19 protein-coding genes are annotated in these 19,688 nt (G+C 74.4%); 15 read left to right on the plus strand and 4 right to left on the minus strand.

From position 1 onward, the window contains the following. Window positions 1–116: 116 nt before the first annotated feature. The 10 genes from EXE52_RS07715 to trxA are packed head-to-tail and all read left to right on the plus strand — an operon-like array spanning window position 117 to window position 9,994. Complete coding sequence (locus EXE52_RS07715; RefSeq protein WP_137703604.1) at window positions 117–1,223, plus strand: nicotinate-nucleotide--dimethylbenzimidazole phosphoribosyltransferase; 1,107 nt, start codon at window positions 117–119, stop codon at window positions 1,221–1,223. Beyond that, window positions 1,220–2,563 carry a cobyrinic acid a,c-diamide synthase gene (locus EXE52_RS07720; RefSeq protein WP_089308038.1) on the plus strand — a complete coding sequence of 448 codons (1,344 nt, stop codon included), beginning with the start codon at window positions 1,220–1,222 and terminating at the stop codon, window positions 2,561–2,563. Before EXE52_RS07715 ends, EXE52_RS07720 begins: the two co-directional genes overlap by 4 nt. Further along, a complete protein-coding gene (locus EXE52_RS07725; protein WP_089308039.1) occupies window positions 2,560–3,681 on the plus strand; it encodes a CobD/CbiB family cobalamin biosynthesis protein in 1,122 nt (373 codons plus the stop codon). The genes EXE52_RS07720 and EXE52_RS07725 overlap by 4 nt, the downstream gene beginning before the upstream one ends. Next, the gene (gene cobS / locus EXE52_RS07730; RefSeq protein ID WP_089308040.1) at window positions 3,672–4,475 is read left to right on the plus strand and encodes an adenosylcobinamide-GDP ribazoletransferase; all 804 of its coding nucleotides are present in this window, start codon (window positions 3,672–3,674) and stop codon (window positions 4,473–4,475) included. Before EXE52_RS07725 ends, cobS begins: the two co-directional genes overlap by 10 nt. Then, window positions 4,475–5,224 (plus strand): NTP transferase domain-containing protein, encoded by a 750-nt coding sequence (locus tag EXE52_RS07735; protein WP_089308104.1) that lies wholly within the window; start codon window positions 4,475–4,477, stop codon window positions 5,222–5,224. Before cobS ends, EXE52_RS07735 begins: the two co-directional genes overlap by 1 nt. Beyond that, complete coding sequence (locus EXE52_RS07740) at window positions 5,221–6,300, plus strand: aminotransferase class I/II-fold pyridoxal phosphate-dependent enzyme (RefSeq protein ID WP_089308041.1); 1,080 nt, start codon at window positions 5,221–5,223, stop codon at window positions 6,298–6,300. The genes EXE52_RS07735 and EXE52_RS07740 overlap by 4 nt, the downstream gene beginning before the upstream one ends. Further along, complete coding sequence (locus EXE52_RS07745) at window positions 6,293–7,057, plus strand: adenosylcobinamide amidohydrolase (protein WP_086216799.1); 765 nt, start codon at window positions 6,293–6,295, stop codon at window positions 7,055–7,057. The genes EXE52_RS07740 and EXE52_RS07745 overlap by 8 nt, the downstream gene beginning before the upstream one ends. Continuing rightward, window positions 7,054–7,806 carry a cob(I)yrinic acid a,c-diamide adenosyltransferase gene (locus EXE52_RS07750; RefSeq protein WP_089308042.1) on the plus strand — a complete coding sequence of 251 codons (753 nt, stop codon included), beginning with the start codon at window positions 7,054–7,056 and terminating at the stop codon, window positions 7,804–7,806. The genes EXE52_RS07745 and EXE52_RS07750 overlap by 4 nt, the downstream gene beginning before the upstream one ends. A 19-nt stretch (window positions 7,807–7,825) precedes the next feature. After that, a complete protein-coding gene (locus tag EXE52_RS07755; RefSeq protein WP_089308043.1) occupies window positions 7,826–9,451 on the plus strand; it encodes a cobyric acid synthase in 1,626 nt (541 codons plus the stop codon). A gap of 57 nt (window positions 9,452–9,508) precedes the next feature. Continuing rightward, window positions 9,509–9,994 carry a thioredoxin gene (gene trxA, locus EXE52_RS07760; protein WP_137703605.1) on the plus strand — a complete coding sequence of 162 codons (486 nt, stop codon included), beginning with the start codon at window positions 9,509–9,511 and terminating at the stop codon, window positions 9,992–9,994. 21 nt (window positions 9,995–10,015) lie between these two features. Here the strand turns inward: trxA and EXE52_RS07765 are convergent, their stop codons facing one another. Then, entirely contained in the window at window positions 10,016–10,711 is a 696-nt protein-coding gene (locus EXE52_RS07765; protein WP_086216790.1) for a helix-turn-helix domain-containing protein, read from the minus strand. Between the two features lie 187 nt (window positions 10,712–10,898). Between EXE52_RS07765 and EXE52_RS07770 the strand changes: the two genes are divergently transcribed. From EXE52_RS07770 to EXE52_RS07780, 3 genes are all read left to right on the plus strand, one after another. Next, a complete protein-coding gene (locus EXE52_RS07770; RefSeq protein WP_086219809.1) occupies window positions 10,899–11,825 on the plus strand; it encodes a hypothetical protein in 927 nt (308 codons plus the stop codon). A gap of 187 nt (window positions 11,826–12,012) precedes the next feature. Continuing rightward, the gene (fdhF, locus tag EXE52_RS07775) at window positions 12,013–14,106 is read left to right on the plus strand and encodes a formate dehydrogenase subunit alpha (RefSeq protein ID WP_089308044.1); all 2,094 of its coding nucleotides are present in this window, start codon (window positions 12,013–12,015) and stop codon (window positions 14,104–14,106) included. A gap of 114 nt (window positions 14,107–14,220) precedes the next feature. Beyond that, the gene (locus EXE52_RS07780) at window positions 14,221–15,915 is read left to right on the plus strand and encodes a globin-coupled sensor protein (protein ID WP_241988218.1); all 1,695 of its coding nucleotides are present in this window, start codon (window positions 14,221–14,223) and stop codon (window positions 15,913–15,915) included. 58 nt (window positions 15,916–15,973) lie between these two features. Here EXE52_RS07780 and EXE52_RS18275 read toward each other — a convergent pair whose 3' ends face one another. Together EXE52_RS18275 and EXE52_RS07785 are read right to left on the minus strand one after the other, a co-directional pair. Then, the gene (locus EXE52_RS18275; protein WP_155120035.1) at window positions 15,974–16,144 is read right to left on the minus strand and encodes a hypothetical protein; all 171 of its coding nucleotides are present in this window, start codon (window positions 16,142–16,144) and stop codon (window positions 15,974–15,976) included. Between the two features lie 83 nt (window positions 16,145–16,227). Next, a complete protein-coding gene (locus EXE52_RS07785) occupies window positions 16,228–16,533 on the minus strand; it encodes a MazG-like family protein (protein ID WP_089308045.1) in 306 nt (101 codons plus the stop codon). A 126-nt stretch (window positions 16,534–16,659) separates the two neighbouring features. On the opposite strand from EXE52_RS07785, the gene npdG reads away from it, so the two are divergent. Both npdG and EXE52_RS07795 read left to right on the plus strand, forming a co-directional pair. Further along, window positions 16,660–17,328 carry an NADPH-dependent F420 reductase gene (gene npdG / locus EXE52_RS07790; RefSeq protein WP_049931404.1) on the plus strand — a complete coding sequence of 223 codons (669 nt, stop codon included), beginning with the start codon at window positions 16,660–16,662 and terminating at the stop codon, window positions 17,326–17,328. A gap of 212 nt (window positions 17,329–17,540) precedes the next feature. After that, window positions 17,541–18,383, plus strand: coding sequence for a polyprenyl synthetase family protein (locus EXE52_RS07795; protein WP_049931403.1), 843 nt, complete (start codon window positions 17,541–17,543; stop codon window positions 18,381–18,383). 36 nt (window positions 18,384–18,419) lie between these two features. On the opposite strand, the gene EXE52_RS07800 is transcribed toward EXE52_RS07795, so the two are convergent. Beyond that, window positions 18,420–19,571, minus strand: a complete 1,152-nt coding sequence (locus EXE52_RS07800; protein WP_089308046.1) for a multicopper oxidase domain-containing protein — start codon at window positions 19,569–19,571, stop codon at window positions 18,420–18,422. Window positions 19,572–19,688 lie beyond the last annotated feature (117 nt).

Below are 19,688 nucleotides of genomic sequence, written 5' to 3' on the forward strand. Positions count from 1 at the left end.
CGCTCGAACCGGCCGCCGCTCGTCGATCGATTAAAGTTCAATTGTATCGATGAACCGCTAGTGGTACACATCGACGCCGCGCCGGCGGCACGCGGGCGCGACGGAGGGAGGTACCGGTGGGAGGTATGAGACTCCTCGTCGTCGCGGGAACGACCGCGACCGCCGCCATCGACGGAATCAGCGCTGCGGGCGCCGACCCGGAGCTACGCGTTCACACGCCGAGCGCCGACCTCGAAATCGTCGAGGCGGGGCGCCCCGCGCCCGACTCGCCCGTGCCGATGAGTCCGACGGGCTGCGCGACGCCCGCGGTCGTCACCCGCGCGGTCCGCGAGCTGCTCGGCCCGGAGACCCTTCCCGTCGAGTTCGTCGACGCCGGACTCGGCGCGCCGACCGCGGCGAGCGTCCGCGAGGTCGGCGCGTCCCCGGGCGGCGACGTCCGCGACCCCGAGCCGGTCCCGGAGGCGGCGACCGTCTTCGAGCGCGCGCGCTCGCTGGCGCCCGACCTCGCCGTGTCCGGTGAGGGAGCCGGCCCCGAACGCGACGGCGACGGACCCGCCGAGCTGCTCGTCGCCGAGACGATTCCCGGCGGGACGACCACCGCGCTCGGAGTCCTGACCGCGCTCGGCGAGCGCGCCGCCGTTTCCTCGTCGCTACCGGCGAATCCGATCGAGCGCAAGCGGCGCGTCGTCGCCGAGGGGCTGGACGCGAGCGGCCTCGACCCGGTCGGCGCGGCGGACGACCCGATCGAGGCGGTCCGGCTGGCCGGCGACCCCGTCCTCGCCGGCGTTTCGGGGCTGATCGTCGGCGCGGCCGACGCCGGGATCGACGTGACCCTCGCGGGCGGCACACAGCTCGCGGCCGCGGCGGCGCTCGCCCGGCACGCGGGCGTCGAGCGACCGCTCCCGTTGGCGACCACGTCGCTCGTCGCGGACGACCCCACCGCGGACCTCCCGGCGCTCGCCGGCGACCTCGACCTGACGCTCGCGGCGGCCGATCCCGGGTTCGGCGAGAGCGACCACCCGGCGGTGGCGGCGTACGCCCGCGGCGAGGCGAAGGAGGGCGTCGGCATGGGCGGGGCGCTCGCGCTCGCGGAGCGCGCCGGGGTCGGCGACGACGCCGTCCGCGAGCGGGTCGCCGCCGTGGCCGACCGCCTGCTCGCGGAGCGGACGGAGTCCGACGGGGGAGACGGGACTACCCCCGCGAACGGAGGCGACCGACGGTGAGGGGACTCGTCCTCGCCGGCACGGCGTCGGGCGTCGGCAAGACGGTGGCGACCCTCGCGACGATCCGCGCGTTCGAGAACGCCGGCCGGACCGTCCGGCCCGCGAAAGCGGGGCCGGACTTCATCGACCCGAGCCACCACGCCCGGGTCGCCGGGCGGCCGTCGCGCACCCTCGACCCGTGGCTTCAGGGGAACGACGGCCTCCGACGGAACTACGCCCGCGGCGACGGTGACGTCTGCGTCGTCGAGGGAATGATGGGGCTGTACGACGGCAGCGCCGCGAGCACGGCCGAGGTGGCCGCCGCGCTCGACCTCCCGGTCGTCCTCGTCGTCGACGCGAGCGCCGGGATGGAGAGCGTCGCGGCGACCGCGCTCGGCTTCGCGACGTACGCCGACCGGACCGACCACGACCTCGACGTGGCGGGCGTCGTCGCACAGCGCGCGCACGGCGGCCGTCACGAGTCGGGGATCCGCGAGGCGCTCCCAAACTCGCTCGCCTACTGCGGCCGGATCCCACCCCGCGAGGATCTGGAGATCCCCGACCGCCACCTCGGACTACGGATGGGCGAGGAGGCACCGCTCGACTCGGCGGCGCTCGACGCCGCCGCCGAGACGCTCCGGACCGACCGGCTGCTCGATGTCGCGGGCGAACCGACGCTCCCCGCGACGGGCCCGGAGGCGAGACCGGCGGGCGGCGACAGCCGAGCGAACCCCGGAGACGGCGACGACCGCCCGCGGGTCGCGGTCGCGGACGACGCCGCCTTCCGGTTTGTCTACCCGGCCACCCGCGATCGGCTCGCCGAGCGCGCGACCGTAGTCCCCTTCGCGCCCGCGGCCGGCGACGACCTCCCGCCCTGCGACGGCGTCTACCTCCCCGGCGGCTACCCGGAGCTCCACGCCGCGGCGCTCGCCGACGGGCCCGCGCTTGCGTCGGTCGCGGACGCCGCGGCCGAGGGGACGCCCGTCCTCGGCGAGTGCGGCGGGCTGATGGCCCTCGCGGAGACGCTGACGACCGCCGACGGCGACAGCCACGAGATGGCGGGCGTCCTCCCCGCGAGCGTCGAGCGCCGGGAGCGGTATCAGGCGCTCGACCACGTCGAACTCCGCGCCCGCCGTGGCGCGCTCACGGCGGCCGCCGGGGATCGGCTCCGCGGCCACGAGTTCCACTACTCCGCGGCCGAGGTCGCCCCCGACGCCCGGTTCGCGTTCGACGTGGAGCGCGGGACCGGCATCGACGGCGACCGGGAGGGGCTGACCGAACACCGCACGCTCGGGACGTACTGTCACGTCCACCCCGAGAGCGGGGCGTTCGACGCGTTCCTCGACGAGGTGACGGGATGACGGGAGCCGCCGCGCCCGTCGGGGCCACCGAGCCGGCCGTCGCCGCGCAGGTCGCTGAACCCGCCGCCGCGCTGATCGCTCCGGCTGCCACGCTCCTCGCGCCGGTCGCGCTCGCCCTCGCGCTGGATCTCGCGGCCGCGGAGCCGCCGCACCGCGCCCACCCGGTCGCGCTGTTCGGGACCCTCGTCGGCCGGTTCGACCGGGAGTGGGGCCGCCCTCGGCTCGTCGGCGTCGCGGTCGCGGCCGGCCTCCCTCTCGCCGCGGCCGCACTCTGCGGCGGGGTCGTCTGGCTGGCCGCCGCGCACGGCCCGCGACCCGGCGGCGTCCCGGTCGCCGCCGTCGCCGCTGCGGCGGGCGTCTGCTTCTCGGTCGCGAGCCTCCGCATGCTGCTCGACGTGACCGGCGAGGTCGTCGCCGAGACCGAGACCGATCCCGACGCCGCCCGGGAGTCGGTCCGGGCGCTCGTCGGGCGCGACCCGGCCGACCTCTCTCCGGCCGCGCTCCGTAGCGCTGCGGTCGAGAGCGCCGCGGAGAACCTCGCGGACGGGTTCGTCGCACCGCTCGTCTGGTTCGCCGCCGGCGCGACCGGCGCCGTCGCGGTCGCGGCGGTCGGTGGGAGTCCCGGGGCCGGCACGACCGGCGTGACGGCCACGGTCGCCGGGAGCGCCGCGACCGTCGAGAGCGCGCTGGCGGCGGGGGTCGCGGCCGCGGCCTGGGTGAAGGCGGTGAACACGCTCGACTCGATGCTCGGCTACCGGTCGAAGCCGGTCGGCTGGGCCAGCGCCCGGCTCGACGACGCCGCGATGTTCCTGCCGGCGCGGGTCGCGGCGTGCTGTCTCGCCGTCGCGGCCCGGTCGCCCGGGAGCCTGCGGCGCGCCCGGTCGCTGGCCCGCGAGCCGGCGTCGCCGAACTCAGGCTGGCCGATGGCGACGGCCGCCGCCGCGCTCGGCGTCCGCCTAGAGAAGCCGGGGGCGTACGTCCTCGACGGCGGTCCGGAGGCGCCGTCGCCCGCGGCCGCCCGCGACGCCGTGCGGCTCGTCGGCGTCGCCGGCGGGGTCACCGTCGCGGCCGCGGCGGCGTGGGTCCTCGCGCTCGCGGGGGTGGTCGCGTGGTCCTGACCAGACCGGTCGCGGCGCTCCGCGGCGCGCTCGGGTTCCTCTCCCGGATCCCCGTCGGCCGCACCGACCGCGCCTGGGAGGCGTTCCGGCGGACGCCAGCGGCGATGCCGGCGGTCGGGTACGCGATCGGGGCGCTCGTCTCGCTCCCGGTCGTCGCGGCCGCGCTGGTGCCGGTTCGGGTGCCGCCGCTCACGGTCGGCGTCGCGTTCGCCGCGTGGCTCCCCCTCGTCACCGGGATCACCCACCTCGACGGCGTCGCGGACCTCGGCGACGCGGCGGTCGTCCACGGCGACGCCGAGCGGCGGCGGGCGGTCCTGAAAGACTCCGCGCTCGGCGTGGGCGGGACGGTCGCGCTCGCGCTCGTCGTCGCCGGGCTCGTCGCCGCGGGGGCGGCGGTCACGGGCGTCGCGGCCCGCTCGCTCGGCGACGCGGTCGCCCTCGTCGTCCTCGCGGAGGTGGGCGCGAAGGCCGCGACGGCGGCGCTCGTCTGCGTCGGCGACGCCCCGCACGAAGGGCTCGGGTCGGCGCTGACGGCGGCCTCCGGCCCGCGGGCGCTCGCCGGCGTCGCACTCGTGACGACGCCCGCGGCGCTGGGCGCGCGGGCGGGCCTCAGCTCCGGGGGCGCCGGCGTCGTCGCGGCCGCGCTCACCGCCGCGGTCGTCGTCGCCGCGCTCGCCTTCGCGTGGGCGCGCTCGCGGCTCGGCGGGGTCAGCGGCGACGTGCTCGGCGCGACGAACGAGCTCGCCCGCGTCGTCGGGCTACACGCGGGGGTGATCGCGTGGACGCTCTCGTGATGTGCGGCGGCCGCGGCACGCGACTCGACCGCGAGGGCGAGAAGCCGCTCGCGCCGGTGGCCGGGCGGTCGATGGTCGACCGGACGCTCGACGCCCTCGCCGCGAGCCGGGTCGAGACCGCGTACGCGGCCGTCTCGCCACACACGCCGCGGACCCGCGAGCGACTGGGCGAGCGGGCGAGCGGGGGCAGACGGGTCGCCGACGGCGCCGAACGAGGGGCGGGATCGGTCGAGGTGACCGTCGTCGACACGCCGGGCGACGGGTACGTCGCGGATCTTCAGGCGGCGCTGGCCGAGGGTCCGGAACCGCCGGTCCTCACGGTCGCGGTCGACCTCCCGCTGCTTGACGGGCCGGCGGTCGACGCCGTCCTCAACGCCCACGCCGCGGCCGGGGGCGAATCGTTGTCGATCCGCGTCCCCGCCGCACGCAAGCGCGGGCTGGGCGCGAGCGCCGACGCCGCGACCCGGTACGACGACGGCGACGGCGACGAAGCGGCTGGCGAAGCCGTGGACCCGCCCGACGAGCGCGTCCCGGCCGGCGTCAACGTCGTCGGCGCACTCGACGGCGGAGGCGACGAGGCCGTCCGCGCGACGCGCGACGCGCGCCTCGCGCTCAACGTCAACCGCCCCGGAGACCGTCGGCTCGCCGAGCGGATCCTCGCCGGCGACCGGGATGCCCCTACCCTCCCGAGCGGCGGAGTCGACTGGCTCGGCAAACCGGAGCCCGCCGAGGGGGGTGACCGGCCGTGAATCGCGAGCGGGCGGCGGCGCTCGGACGCGAACCCCACGGGAGCACCGACGACCCGGACCTGCTGGATTTCAGCGCGAACACGAACCCCGAGGTCCCGACGGGCGTCGAGCGCGTCTACCGCGCGGCCTTCGAGACGGCGCGGACGTACCCGCCGGAGCCGCCGGGGGCGTTCCGGGCGGCCGCGGCCGACTACGTCGGCTGCGAGCCCGAGAATGTGGTCCCGACGCCCGGCGGGCTGGCCGCGATCCGGACGGCGATCGCGCTCGCGGTCGACCCGGGCGACTCGGCCCTGCTCCCCGCGCCGAGTTTCGGCGAGTACGCCCGCGAGGTCCGACTTCGGGGCGGCGATCCCTCGTTCGTCGACGCCGAGCGCGTCCTTGACGCCGACCCGCGCGGCCACGCCCTGGCGGTCGTCTGTACACCGAACAACCCGACCGGGGCCGGCTACGACCGCGAGGCGCTGCTCGCGTTCGCGGAGCGTTGCCGCGCGGCCGACACCGTGCTGCTCGTCGACGAGGCGTTCCTCGGGTTCACCGAGCGCGAGTCGCTCGCGGGCACCGACGGCGTCGTCGTCGCGCGGGCGCTCACCAAGCTGTTCGGGCTTCCCGGGATCCGGGCCGGATTCGCGGTCGCGACGGGCGACCTCGGCGCGGCGATGCGGGGCGCGCGCCGGGCGTGGAACGTGAGCGCCCCGGCGCTCGCGACCGGGGAGTACTGCCTCCGGCAGACGGAGTTCGTCCGCGAGACCCGCGACCGCGTCCGCCGCGAGCGCGGGCGGCTGCGGACCGGCCTCGGCGAGCGGTACGACGTGGCGCCCTCCGCGGCCCCGTTCCTGCTCGTCGACGTCGGCGACCGCGACGTGGACCGCGTCGTCGCGCGCGCCCGGGAGCGGGGCGTCGCCGTCCGCGACGCGCGGACGTTCCGGGGCCTCGACTCGCACGTCAGGGTCGCGGTCCGCCGCCCGGCGGAGAACGACCGACTCCTCGCGGCGCTCGGCGTCGACGGCGAGGAAGACGACGACGAAGCGGACGCCGAGACGGGAGACGGCGGCGGAGGTGGGGACGCCGATGTTTGAGGCGACCGTCAGCGAGGGCGTCCTCCGGCTCCGGCGGCCGGGGACGCGCTGGCTCTCGACCGGGTGGGACGGCGGGCGGTCGCGGGCGGCGACCGCGTACAACGTCACCGTCCCGAAGGGGTTCGCCCGGACCGACCTCGGGACCTACCGCGACGAGCGGCTGGCGCGAGCGGGGTTCGCCGCCGAAGCGGACGGGCGGAGCGCCGAGGGGAGCGACGGCGACCGCGACGCGCCGCCGACGCTGTTCACGGGCGTCTCGATGGAGCACGCCCGCGGCGCGCGGCTCGGGCCGGTCGTCGCGTACGCGACGGTCGGCCTCTCGAACCCCGCGATGCTGCCGATGGAGCCGACGGACGAGGGCGAGCCGGTCGATTCGGGCGCCGACGCCGCCGGCTCGCCGGTCGACCCCCCCGGAACGGTGAACCTGATCGTCGGAGCGACGCGGCGGCTCGCCCCCGGGGCCGCGGCGAACCTCGTCGCGGTCGCGGCCGAGGCGAAGACGGCGACGCTGCTCGCGGGGGCGGGGATTCCGGGGACGACGAGCGACGCCGTCGTCGTCGCCGACGATCCGGAGGGCGAGCCGGCGGAGTTCTCCGGGAGCGCCACGGCGGTCGGCGGGGCGGCCCGCGCCTGCGTCCGGGACGCGGTCCGCGCGAGCCTGCGGTCGCGGTACCCGGACGGCGACGTGCCCGGACCGGCGGCCGACGCCGAACACGGCGTCGTCACCGGCGACCGGGCGGAGGTTTTCGACCCATGACCACGAACCACGACGACACCGACGACGAGGAACCGACCGACGCGCACGAGGAAACACCGACCGACGCCGGCGAGGGAGCCGCAGGCGACCGCGCCCGCACCCCGGGCGGCGGCGCGGCCCCGGAGCCGGAGCCGATCGAGCCGGCCGCCCCCGAGGAGTTCGGACTGGTCCAGGCGTTCTGGGGCGACGGCAAGGGGAAGACCACCGCGGCGATGGGGATGGGCTTCCGGGCCGCGGGCCACGGCTACCGCGTCCACATGCTCCAGTTCATGAAGGGCGGCGCGGACAGCGTCGAGGGCGTCAGGGGCGAGTACAACGCGATCGCGGCCGTTCCGGGCTTCACCTACGAGAACGCCGGTCACTACGGCTGGCACGGCCTGCTCGACGGGTCGGCCGACGACAAGCACGAGGCGAAGGCGGCGGCCGCCTTCGACCGCGCGGAGGCGCTCGTCATGGGCGCTGCGGAGGCAGACCTGACCGAGCCGCTCGCACTCGACGGGGCGCCCGAGGCGGGCGTCCACCTGCTGATACTCGACGAGCTGCTGTACGCGGCCGACCGCGGGCTCGTCGCCCCCGACGAGGTCGTCCGCCTCGCCGAGTCGAAGCCCGAGGACCTCGAACTCGTCCTCACCGGAAGCCACGCCGAACCGGACTATCTTGACGGCGTCGCCGATCTGATCTCGAACGTCCGCAAGGTCGCCCACCCGTTCGACGACGGTCAGCGGGCGCGCAGGGGGACGGAGTACTGACGATGAGGGCCGCGCGACCGTGACCGACGCCGGCGCGGACGAGGGCGGCGGGGCCGAGGCGGACCCGGAGAGTGACGCCGACACGGTGCTGATCGCGGGTACCGCGAGCCACGTCGGCAAGAGCACGCTGGCGGCCGGGCTCTGCCGACTGCTCGCGCGGCGCGGCGTCTCGGTCGCACCGTACAAGGCCCAGAACATGAGCAACAACGCGCGGGTCGCGCTCGCCCCGGACGGCGAGTGGGGCGAGGTCGGCGTCTCCCAACACGTCCAGGCCCGGGCGGCCGAGACCGTGCCGACGACCGACGTGAACCCCGTCCTGCTCAAGCCGCGCGGCGGCGGCGAGAGCCAGGTGATCGTCGACGGCGAGGCGGTCGCGAACGCTCCGGCGTCGACGTACTACGACGACCACTGGGCGACCGCCCGCGACGCCGCGGTCGCCGCCCACGAGCGCCTCGCGGCCGACCACGACGTGATCGTCGCCGAAGGCGCGGGGAGCATCGCCGAGATCAACCTCCACGACCGCGACCTCGCGAACGTCGAGTGCGCGCGGTTCGCGGACGCGGCGATCCTGATCGCGGTCGACATCGAGCGCGGCGGCGCGTTCGCGAGCCTCTACGGGACCCTCGAACTGCTCCCCGACGACCTCCGCGAGCGCGTGTGCGGCGCCGTGATCACGAAGTTCCGTGGCGACCCGGCCCTCCTCGAACCCGGGATCGACGAGATCGAGGCCCGAACCGGCGTGCCCGTCGTCGGCGTCGTCCCGCACGACGACCCGGGGCTCCCGGCGGAGGACAGCCTCTCGCTGCCCGACGCGGCGACCGCCGAGGACGGAAGCGGTGGCGGCGGGACCGGCAGCGGCGGCGTCCTCGGCACCGACGACGGCGTTCCGGACGACGAGGCCGTCCGGGTCGGGGTCCCGCGGCTGCCGCGCATCTCGAACTTCACCGACCTGGAGCCGCTCGCGCGCGAGCCGGGAGTCCGCGTCGCCTACCTCCCGCTCGACGCCGCGCTCGACGGGGTCGACGCGGTGGTCCTCCCGGGGTCGAAGAACACCGTCGACGACCTGCTCGCACTCCGCGAGGCCGGCTTCGACGGCGCGCTGCGCGCGTTCGACGCCCCCGTGGTCGGCGTCTGCGGCGGGTACCAGCTGCTCGGCGAACGGCTCCTCGACGCGGCCGTCGAGGGCGTCGGCGACCGCGAAGCGGTTCCGGGGGTCGGCCTCCTGCCAGTCGAGACGCGGTTCTCGACGGAGAAGCGCGTCGAGCGCGTCACCCGGGCGGTCGACGGCGTCGGCCCGATCGCCGGCGCCGAGGGGCGCGCGACGGGCTACGAGATCCGCGCCGGGCGGACGCGGGTCCTCGACGACGGGGAGCGGGAGGCCGCGCCGACGCTGCTCGCGACCGAGCCGCTCGGTGCCGAGGGCGTCGCCACCGACCGCGTCCTCGGGACGTACCTCCACGGACTCTTCGAGACGGCGGCCGTGCGCGACGCCTTCGTCGAGACGGTCTTCGCGAGCGCGGGCCGGACGCGCCCGGACGCGACGACCGCCGACCGGTCGCCGTACGAGCGCGCGGCCGACCTCGTCGCGGACCACGTGGACCTGGCCGCCGCCGGGCTCGACGAGCTCCTCGGGTCCGCGGAGTGAGGCGACGGGGGATCCGAAGGCGGAAATTATATTGTCCTAAACACCCAATACTGGCGCATGAGCGACGCAGCCGAAGCGAACGAATCGACGGGAGACGACGCGAAGACCGAGCGCGAGCGGATTCGCGAGCAGAAGCGCCGAGAGCTGGAAGCGCGCCTCGGCGACGGCGACGCGCTCGACGAGGGCGCCGGAACCGAGACGGGCGACAGCGGGGCGGCGACCCCGGACGAGCCGATCCACGTGAACGGACCGGACGAACTCCAGCGCACGGTCGACGAGCACGACGTCGTCCTCGTGGACTGTTACGCCGACTGGTGTGGCCCTTGTCAGATGATGGAGCCCACGATCGAGGCGCTCGCGGCCGAAAGCGACGCCGCGATCGCCAAGGTCGACGTCGACGCGAACCAAGCGGTCGCCCAGCAGCTGGGCGCGCGCAGCATCCCGACGCTCGTCCTGTTCGCCGGCGGCGAGGCGGTCGACCGGTTCGTCGGCGCGCAGGACCGGGCGACGCTCGAATCCGCGATCAACGAACACGCCGCCTGACGCGGCGGGGGAGCAGAGCCCTCAGTTCTCCGCGAGCGTCTCCTCCAAGAGCTTCCGCTGTGCGGTCGCGAGGTGCTCGGCGAACGTCGAGGGAGAGATGTCGAGCGCGTCGGCGACCGCGCTCGCGTTGGCGTCGCGGGGGCGTTCGAAGTAGCCCATGCGGTAGGCGGTCCGCAACACCTCGCACTGGCGATCGGTGAGGCGGCCGCGGTCGACGAGGGTCCGGTCCGACACCTCGTCGCCGCGCGCCGACCCCTCGACGAGGTAGCGGACCTCGACGCGCTCCGCCGTCCCGTCGAGCGCCGAGACGATGTCGCGCAGGCGTTCGAGGTCGGGGAGGTGGAGCGTCAGGAGGAGGACGCCGTCCTCGGCGCGGGCGTCCGCGATCGGGCAGTCGAGCTCCTCGATTATCCGGCAGGCGCACGCCCCGTCGCGCGGGCGGTCGTACCGGTACACCCGCTCGTCGCCGAGGTCGACGACCGAGGTGGGCGTCGGGACCCCCTCCGCGCGGTCGACCGCGTCCGGGTCGCGGGCGCGGAACTCCTCGGTGTGCGTGTCACCCACGTGCGTCCAGTTGACGCCGGTTATCGGTCCGTCGTGGACGGTCGACGCGGCGACGACCGGACACCCCTCGGTCCCGTGGATCGCGACGCCGGCGCGAACGCCCCCGTGCGCGGCCGCGACACCGTCGTCCGCCGGCTTCCCTCCGGTTCCCATCAGATCGGGGTTAGCACGACGGGTACAAATGCCTGATCCACGATACACCGGTCCCGTGACCGGGTCTCGCAGAGAACACCCGCAATACTGAGGGCCGGTCGGTATCGGTCCGCGCCCCGGAGTCGCAGCCGTGACACGAGCGATCCACGCACTCGGAGCGATCGCCCTGGCCGGCGCCGGGGGCGGAATGAGCGTCGCGGCGGCCGCGGGGTTGGCCGGCGGCGCCGGAGGCGGACCGAACCTGCTGGCCGGCGCGGTCGTCCTCGCGGTCGGCGCGGTGAGCCTCGGCGCCACCGTCGCGAGGGAGACCCGGGACGCGCTGCGGACGGACGGCTTCGGCGTCACGCGGACCGACCTCGGCAACGCGACCGCCGTCGCCGCCGCGGCGCCGATCACGTACGCCCTCTCCGTGCGGGTGGGCGTCGGCGCGGTCGTCGCGTCCGCACTCGTTGGGCTCTGCGCGCACCTCCTGACCGAGACGTACGGCGCCCCCGCCTACTGCGGTTCGTTCGTCGGGATGGCGACCCCCGCGGCCGACGCCGAACTCGGGTCGGTGGCCGCCGCCGGCCTCGTCGCCGCCGGCGTCTTCGTCGCCGCCAAGCGCGCGTTCAACGGGTTCGGCGGGAAGCTCGGCACGACGGCGTTCGTCGGCTGCCTGTCGGTGGCGGCGCTCGGCGGGCTGACTCCCGGCGCGGGGACGGTCCCGGAGCCGGCCGTCGCGACGGGGCTCGTCGCCGCGGCGGCCGTCGCCGCGCCCGTCACGTACCTCGTGAGCGTTCAGCTCGACCACGGCCCGGTCGTCGCCTCCGCCGTCGTCGGGCTCGCGGCCGGCCTCGTCTGTCCGCCGCTGTTCGCCGCGGGCGACGCGGTCGCTGCGGTCGCCTTCTGCGCGTCGTTCGCCGGGATGGCCACCCCGGAGCGGATCCCAGGGCCCGGCGCGATGCTGTTGGCCGGCGGGACAGCCGGCGTGGCGTTCGTCGGCGCGGCGCCGTACTTCGTCGGATTCGGCGGGAAGCTCGGCACGATCGCGTTCGCCGCCTGCCTCGTGACCGCGGGCGCCCTGTCGCTCGGCCGCCTGCTCGCGCCGGCGGGGAGCGACGCCGTGACCGGGTGACTCGCCGCCGCGTCGGGAGCGCGAAGACGGCGGACGAACACCGTCGACCGGCGCGAGAGGCGGGCGGACATCGAGGCGAGGGGACGGGTACCGAGACGGGAGGGCCGGCACCGAGACGAGAGGGTAATTAAAACACCACGCTACGCCGGGGGTGTTCGGAGGGTGCTGGGGCTCCTACGTGGGACCGATGCCCGATCCGACCGAACGGAGCTTCGAGTCGAGCCCCACCGTCTGTCCGTTCTGCGGCGTCGGCTGCCAGATCGAGTACGCCGACCGCGGCGGCGCGACCGGCGTCGAGGGGGCGGTGAACGCCAAGGGAGAGATCTGCCCGAAGGGGGCGGCCGCGTTCGACGTGGTCGACCACGAGGACCGCCTGACGGAGCCGCTGGTCCGACACGACGGGCACTTCGTCACCGCGCCGTGGGGGGAGGCGCTCGACCGCGTCGCGAGCGGAATCGGGCGCGTGGTCGACGAGCACGGCCCCGACGCCGTCCAGTTCTTCGCGTCGTCGAACTGTACGAACGAGGAGAACTACGTCCTCCAGAAGCTCGCGCGCGTCCTCGGGACCAACAACGTCGACAACTGCGCGCGGCTCTGTCACTCCTCGACCGTCGCGGCGATGAGCGAGCGGTTCGGGGCCGGCGCGATGACGAACACGCTCGACGACCTCCGGGAGACGGACTGCCTGTTCGTCAACGGGGCCAACCCGGCCGAGCAACACCCCGTGGCGTTCCGGTCGTACCTCCTCCCGGCGATCCGCGACGGCGCGACGCTGGTCCACGTCGACCCGCGCGCGAACGACACCACCGAGGCGGCGGACGTCCACCTGCCGCTGCGCCCCGGCACCGACATCGAGGTGGCGAACGCGGTCGCGGCGGTCCTCGTCGAGGAGGACCTCGTCGACGAGTCGTTCCTCGACGAGCGCACGACCGGGTTCGACCGCCTTCGCGGCCACCTCGCCGGCGTGGACGTCGCCGCGAACGCCGAGGCGGCCGGCGTCGACCCGGAGGCGATCCGGGAGGCCGCCCGGGCGTACGGCGAGGCCGACCGCGCCGCGATCGTGACGGGGATGGGGACGAGCCAGCACCGCTGCGGCACCGACAACGTCCACGCCCTGCTCAACCTCGCGCTGCTGACCGGCAACGTCGGCCGCCCCGGGACGGGCGTGAACCCGCTGCGGGGCCAAAACAACGTTCAGGGCACGAGTGACGTTGGAGGACTGCCAGGCGTGCTCCCCGGGTACGAGCCCGTGACGGACGCGGCCGCCCGCGAGCGCGTCGCCGAGGTGTGGGGGGTCGAGCCGCCGGCGGAGCCCGGCCTCACCGAGGTGGAGGCGACCCACCGGTTCGGCGACGAGGTGCGCGCGGCGGTCGTCTTCGGCGAGAACCCGGCCGTCACCGAGCCGAACGCGACGGCGGTCGCGTCGGCGTTCGACGACCTCGACTTCTGCGTCGTCATCGACCTGTTCGAGACGGCGACGGCCAAGCACGCGGACGTGGTCCTCCCCGGGAGCGCGTGGGCCGAGAAGGCCGGGACCGTGACGAACACCGACCGGCGCGTGATGCGGATGCGGCCGAACGCGGACCTGCCGGGGAACGCGCGACGGGACTTCGAGATCCTCACCGACCTCGGCCAGCGGCTGACCGACCGGCCGGACGCGTTCGACCACGACGGCCCGGAAGCGGCCTTCGAGGAGCTGACCCGCGTCGCCCCGATCTACGAGGGGATGAGCTACGCGGAGATCGGCGGCGCCTACCAGCGGTGGCCGTTCTCGGCGAGCGACGGGGCCGGCACCGACGTGTTACACGCGGAGACGTTCGCGACGGGCGAGCGCACCGCCCCGCTCGCGGTCGTCGACCCGGTCCCGCCCGCGGACGAACTCGACGCCGGCGAGCTGACGCTGACGACCGGTCGCGTGATGCAGCAGTTCAACAGCGGGGCGCTCAGCCGGCGCTCCGACCGACTCGTGGCGATGCGGGGCGAGGACGCGCTCCAGATCCACCCGGCGGACGCCGCCGATCACGAGATCGAGGACGGCGACCGAGTGACCGTCTCGAACGAGCGCGGGAGCGTCGAGGTCGCCGCCGAGGTCACGCCGGCGGTCCGCGAGGGCGTCGTGTTCTGTACGTTCCACTACCCGGACCCGCTCGCGAACGCGCTGACGGGCGACGCGCTCGACCCGGCGGCGAAGATCCCCGAGTTCAAGCACTCGGCGGTCGCGGTCGAGCCGGTCGCCGACGGGGACGCGCCCGCGGAAGGCGACGCGGCCGGCGCCGACTGAACGGGCGCCGACGCGGGGTCGGCCGTCCGTCGCGGATAGGCGGCACGAATCGCCGGTATCAGCCGTGAGACCTGGGGGTGGCCGTTTATATAACCCAAGCGGAGAGGTCTCAGCATGGCTACATCGGGAGAGTACGGCCGGCACGACTTCGGTCAGGGCGGCTTGAACGACGGGCTCGACGTGGGTGAGCTGGTCGACGAGATCGGTCTCGACGGGGACGAGATCGCGTGGCGAAAGGAGTTCGTCGGCTTCGACGCAGAAGACGAGCGGCGACTGAGCCGGTACGAGGACGCGTTCGCGGAGAACGCGGAGCAGATCGCGGACGACTTCTACGAGAACCTCACCGAGCACGAGCAGACGACCGCGGTGATCGGCCGGTCCGACAAGGGACTCGAACAGCTCAAGCGGACCCAGTCGGCGTACCTCGTGACGCTCGCGGGGGGCGAGTACGGGACGGAGTACTTCGAGGACCGGGCGCGGATCGGCAAGATCCACGACATGCTGGAAATGCCGATGAAACACTACATCGGGCAGTACGGCGTCTACTACGACCTGATCCTCCCGCTTATCGGCGACCGGCTCGTCGACTCGCTCACCGACCGGCTGGCCCCCGACGACGGCGGGACGGTCGACGACGAGACCGCGGCGGCGGTCGAGGCGGAGGTCGACGACGCGATCGAGGACCTGCTCTCCGTCCTCCGGATCGTCAACCTCGACATGCAGGTCGTCACGGACACGTACATCCACTCGTACAGCGAGAAGCTCTCGGCGGCCGTCGAGCGGAACGAGGAGCTGATGGCGGAGGTGGAGGCGGAGGTCGAAGACCCGATCAGCGACCTCCGCGAGTCGGCGGGCGACGTCGCCGAGAGCGCCGCCGAGGTGGGCGACGCGGCCGAGGAACAGTCGCGGCGGGTCGCCGAGGTCTCCTCCGAGGTCGCGAACCTCTCGGCGACCGTCGAGGAGGTGGCGTCGACGGCCGACGAGGTCGATCGGACGAGCAGCCGGGCAGAGGCCCTCGCGGAGGACGGCCGTGACGCGGCCGACGACGCCGCGTCGGCCATGGACGACATCGGCGACGCGGTCGACGAGGTGGCGGCCGACGTGGAGGCGCTCCAAGAGCGGGTCGAGGAGATCGACGAGTTCGTCGACGCGATCGACGGGATCGCCGACCAGACGAACCTGCTCGCGCTCAACGCCTCGATCGAGGCGGCCCGGGCCGGCGAGGCGGGTGCCGGGTTCGGCGTCGTCGCCGACGAGATCAAGTCGCTCGCGGAGGAGTCGCAGGGGCACGCGAGCGACATCGAGTCGATGGTCGACGGCATCCGCGCCGACACCGAGGAGACGGTCGAGAGCCTCTCGGAGACGACGGTGCGAGTCGACGAGGGGAGCGAGCGCGTCGGCGACGCGGCGGAGAGCCTCACCGACATCGCCGAGGCAGTCACCGAGACGGCCGACGGGATCGACGAGGTCTCCGACGTGACCGACGAGCAGGCCGCGGCCGCCGAGGAGATCGCCGCGACGATCGACGGGGTGGTCGAGCAGTCGAATCAGATCTCGGAGCGGATGGGAGAGCTCGCGGAGGAGAGCGAGTGCCAGTCCGCGGCGGTCGAGGAGGTCGAACGCAGCGTGCGCCGGCTGTCCGCCGACGGCGGCGACGACGGATTCCAAGCGGCGTCGGTGACGGACGGCGGCCGGTCGATCCCGGCGGGGCTACCGGAAGGGATGCCGGAGTTCGTGATCGACCGCCTCTCCGACGAGGAGTTACAGGCGATCGCGGCCGGCGACCTAGAGATGGACGACCTCCGGTGAGCCGGTCGGCGTGACCGGCGCGTCGGAGGCGCAGGAGCCGCGGCCCGAGCGGTCGGACTCAGGGGACGAAGTACGCGTCCGGTCCTCGAACGCCGGAGAGCTCGCGGAGCGCGGGGGCGCCGCACCGGTCGCAGGCGTCCGGCTCCGCAGCGGCGTCGGCCCGGGCGAACACCGTCTCGCAGGCGTCGCAGGCGACGTAGCGGAGCGCGAGCGACGGGGTGTCGGTCATGGGCGGGGTAGGCGGCCGACGCACTTGAACCGACGCCCGGGGCGGGTCGGTCTCGCCCGGACCCGGCATCGCCGGTCGGGTCACTATTGCCCGGACCCGGCGTCGCCGGAGGACGCGATCCGCGCCTCGTACTTCGCCAGCGACTCGTCGAGCGCCTCGGCGGCGTCGGCGTCCGCCGCCTCGGCGAGCGCGAGCAGCGCGAACAGCGCGTCGCCGATCTCGTCGGTCGCGATCGCGGCGGCGTCCGGCTCGCTTCCGTAGTCGGTCGAGGTCGCCACCTCCTTGGCGATCTCGCCGACCTCGCTCTCGAGGTCGAGGACCCGGTGCGCGAGGTCGGTCTCTAACCCGTGCTCGGCGACGAAGGCGGCGACGCGGTCCTGATCGTCCATACGCGTGGCCTCCCTCGCCTCGGTAAAGAATCCTCCCGCTTCGGTCGCCCCGAGACCGCGGGCTTCGGTGGTGGCGAGGACGGCCGGTCGCGCAACCCCTAAGACGCGAGCGACCCCAGTGTTCGTATGCGAATCGCGATACTCGGCGGCACCGGCGACATCGGCGAGGGGCTCGCGCTCCGGCTGGCGGCGGACACCCCGCACCGGATCGCGGTCGGGTCGCGGGAGGCCGAGAAGGCCGAGACCAAGGCCGAGGAGTACACGACCGAACTGGAGAGCCGCGGGCTCGACGCCGCGGTGACCGGCGGGGAGAACGCCGCTGTCGCCGCCGACGCCCGCGTCGTCGTCCTCGCGGTGCCGCCGTATCACGTCGGCGACACCGTGGAGGCGGTGGCGGGGTCGCTGGACGACGGCGACGTGCTCGTCTCGCCCGCCACGGGGATGAAACGCGACGACGAGGGGTTCCACTACCACAAGCCCGGCGCGGGCTCAGTGACCGCGATCGTCGCCGACGCGGCGCCGGAGGGCGTCGCCGTCGTCGGCGCGTTCCACAACCTCGCCGCCGCGCGGCTGGCGAACCTCGACGCCGACCTCGGCGTCGACACGCTCGTCATCGGCGACGACGAGGACGCGAAGCGAACGGTCGCGGACGTCGCCGAGGGGATCGAGGGGCTCCGCGCGCTCGACGCGGGCGGGATCGCCAACGCACCCGAGATCGAGGCGCTGACGCCGCTTCTGATCAACGTCGCCTCGAACAACGACGGGCTCAACGACCTAGGCGTCCGGTTCCAGTAGGACCGGAGGCGGACCGTCACCGAGCGCTATGACGAACGGATGACCGCCCGCGGATCGGCGGCGAACGCCGCCGGAGTCCCGGCTCGGCGGTGAGGTTCCGGGGCCGCGAACCACGGGAGAGATCCCCGGGCGAGCGTCGGCGCAGTCGTCCGGATCTCCGCCGGCACGGCGTTCCGTTAGGCCTTTGCGCGCCGGGGCCCTCCGGTCGGTAGATGGAGTACTTGCAGCGTCGGGTCGGGCTGGTCGAAGACCGGATCGAGTCGGTCATCGACGACGTCGAGCCCGAGGAGCTGTCCGGTGAGGTGGGGCACGTCGTCCTCGCGGGCGGCAAGCGCGTCCGCCCCGCGGTGACCGTCCTCGCCTGCGAGGCGTTCGACGGCGACCCCGAGGAGGCGGTCGACTTCGCGGCCGGTATCGAGTTCGTCCACAACGCCTCGCTCGTGATCGACGACATCATCGACCGCTCCGAGGTCCGCCGCGGCACCCCCGCCGCGTGGGCGGAGTTCGGCTACGGCCCGGCGATCATCGCGAGTGACGGCCTGCTCGGCGAGGCGTTCGCGCTGTTCTCCGCCGAGCCGCGCGCGATGCGCACCGTCGCCGAGGCGATGGTCGAACTCGGCGAGGGCGAGGCGACCGAGCTCGCCGCGCGCCCGACCAACGAGGCCGAGTACATGGATCTGGCGCGCCGGAAGACGGGCGCGCTGTTCCGCGCCGCCGCCGAGTTGGGCGCGGTCGCGGGCGGCGCCGACCCCCACGCGATCGACTCGTTCGGCGAGTACGCGGAGCGCGTCGGCGTCGCCTTCCAGATGCGCGACGACGTGTTGGACGCCACCGCCGACGCCGACGACCTCGGCAAACCGACCGGACAGGACGCTGAGATGGACCGCCCGAGCGTCCTCCAGGTCACGTCGCTGTCGCCCGAGGAGATCAACGAGCGTGCCCGCGCCGAGTCGGAGCGCGCGCTCGCCGCCCTCGACGACGCCGATCCGCCCGAGACCGAGGCGATCGAGTACCTGCGCGACCTCGCAGAGTTCGTCGTCGTCCGCGAACGGTGATCGGAAGAGAGCGTTCGTGCGGTCAGATCCCGGCGCTCAGATCTCGTACTCCGCTTTCTCCATGAGGTCCGCGAACACCTCGGTCCCCATCGCCTCCTCGTAGACGATGGCAGTGAGCATCCCGCCGGGGTAGACGCCGCCGTTCTGGACGTGGTCCACCTTGTGGCAGTGCATCGGGTAGATGCCGGGGTCCGCGTCCGCCGCGAACTCGACGGTGTACCGCTCCGCGGGCGCGACGTTCACCACGTCCTCAGGTAATTGCAGTACCTCGGGGTACGGCGCGCCGTCCTTCTCCACCGTGCGGAACCGGTGGTTGTGCGTGTGCATCGGGTGCGACATGAACCCCGCGTTGACCAGGTGGAGCCGCACCGTGTCGCCCTCGCTGACGACGACCGGCGAGCCGTGGTCGGGGTTGAGCGTGTACGGCGCGACGCGGCCGTTGATCGTGAACGCGTCGGGGCGACGGTCCTGAACGTCGTAGCTGACGTCCGCGCCGCCGTACGACCGTGAGAGCCGCGTGTCCCAGTCTTTCAGCGTCATGAACTGCTCGACGTCGGCTTCCTCGTACCCCTCGGGGTCGATCCGGAGGATCCCGTACATCCCCATGTCCATGTGCATCGGGGTGTTGAAGTGGCAGTGGTAGAGGTGGGTGCCGGGCACGTCCGCGCCGATCTGGTAGGTGTGCTCCTCGCCAGGCATCACGGTGATCCCCGTCGTGGACGGGACCCCGTCGTCCTTCCATGACTTCGAGACGCCGTGGAAGTGGAGCGTGTGCGGCATCTCCCCGCCGGTGTTGTCGAGGGTGATCGAGAGGTCGTCGCCCTCGGTCGCCCGGAGCACCGGGCCGGGGACGCTCGGCGTCCCGTCGTCGGCCTGGAACGCCCACGTCACCGGCATCTCGACCGGCCCGCCCAGCGATCTCCCGGGGTGGGCCGCGTGTCGGGCGTGGACCGAGCGCAGCGTCACCTCGCGGCCGCGCTCGTCGAGGTCGACGACCTCCGGCGACCCCGTCTCCGGGAGCGTCGGCCCGTCGTCGGTCGCCGGCGGGTCCGCGTCGTCGCCGGCGCTCGCGGTGGTGGTGGCCTCGTTCAGACAGCCCGCCAGCCCGGCGACGCCCGAGAGCCCCGCGGCCTGAAGGATCGTTCGTCGCGCGAAGCCGCCGTCGGAGACGGAGTCGTTCTGCGACATGTCTCAAGCGAGGGGGTGGGGGGAGATAACCCGGACGCGGCTTCCCGGTTCGAGACACGACGAGCGAACCAGTTCGTCCGCGAGCACATAAATGCGGCAGCGACCGCGGCGACCGGA

This window comes from Halorubrum sp. CGM4_25_10-8A, assembly GCF_005435025.1.
Classification (GTDB): domain Archaea; phylum Halobacteriota; class Halobacteria; order Halobacteriales; family Haloferacaceae; genus Halorubrum; species Halorubrum ezzemoulense.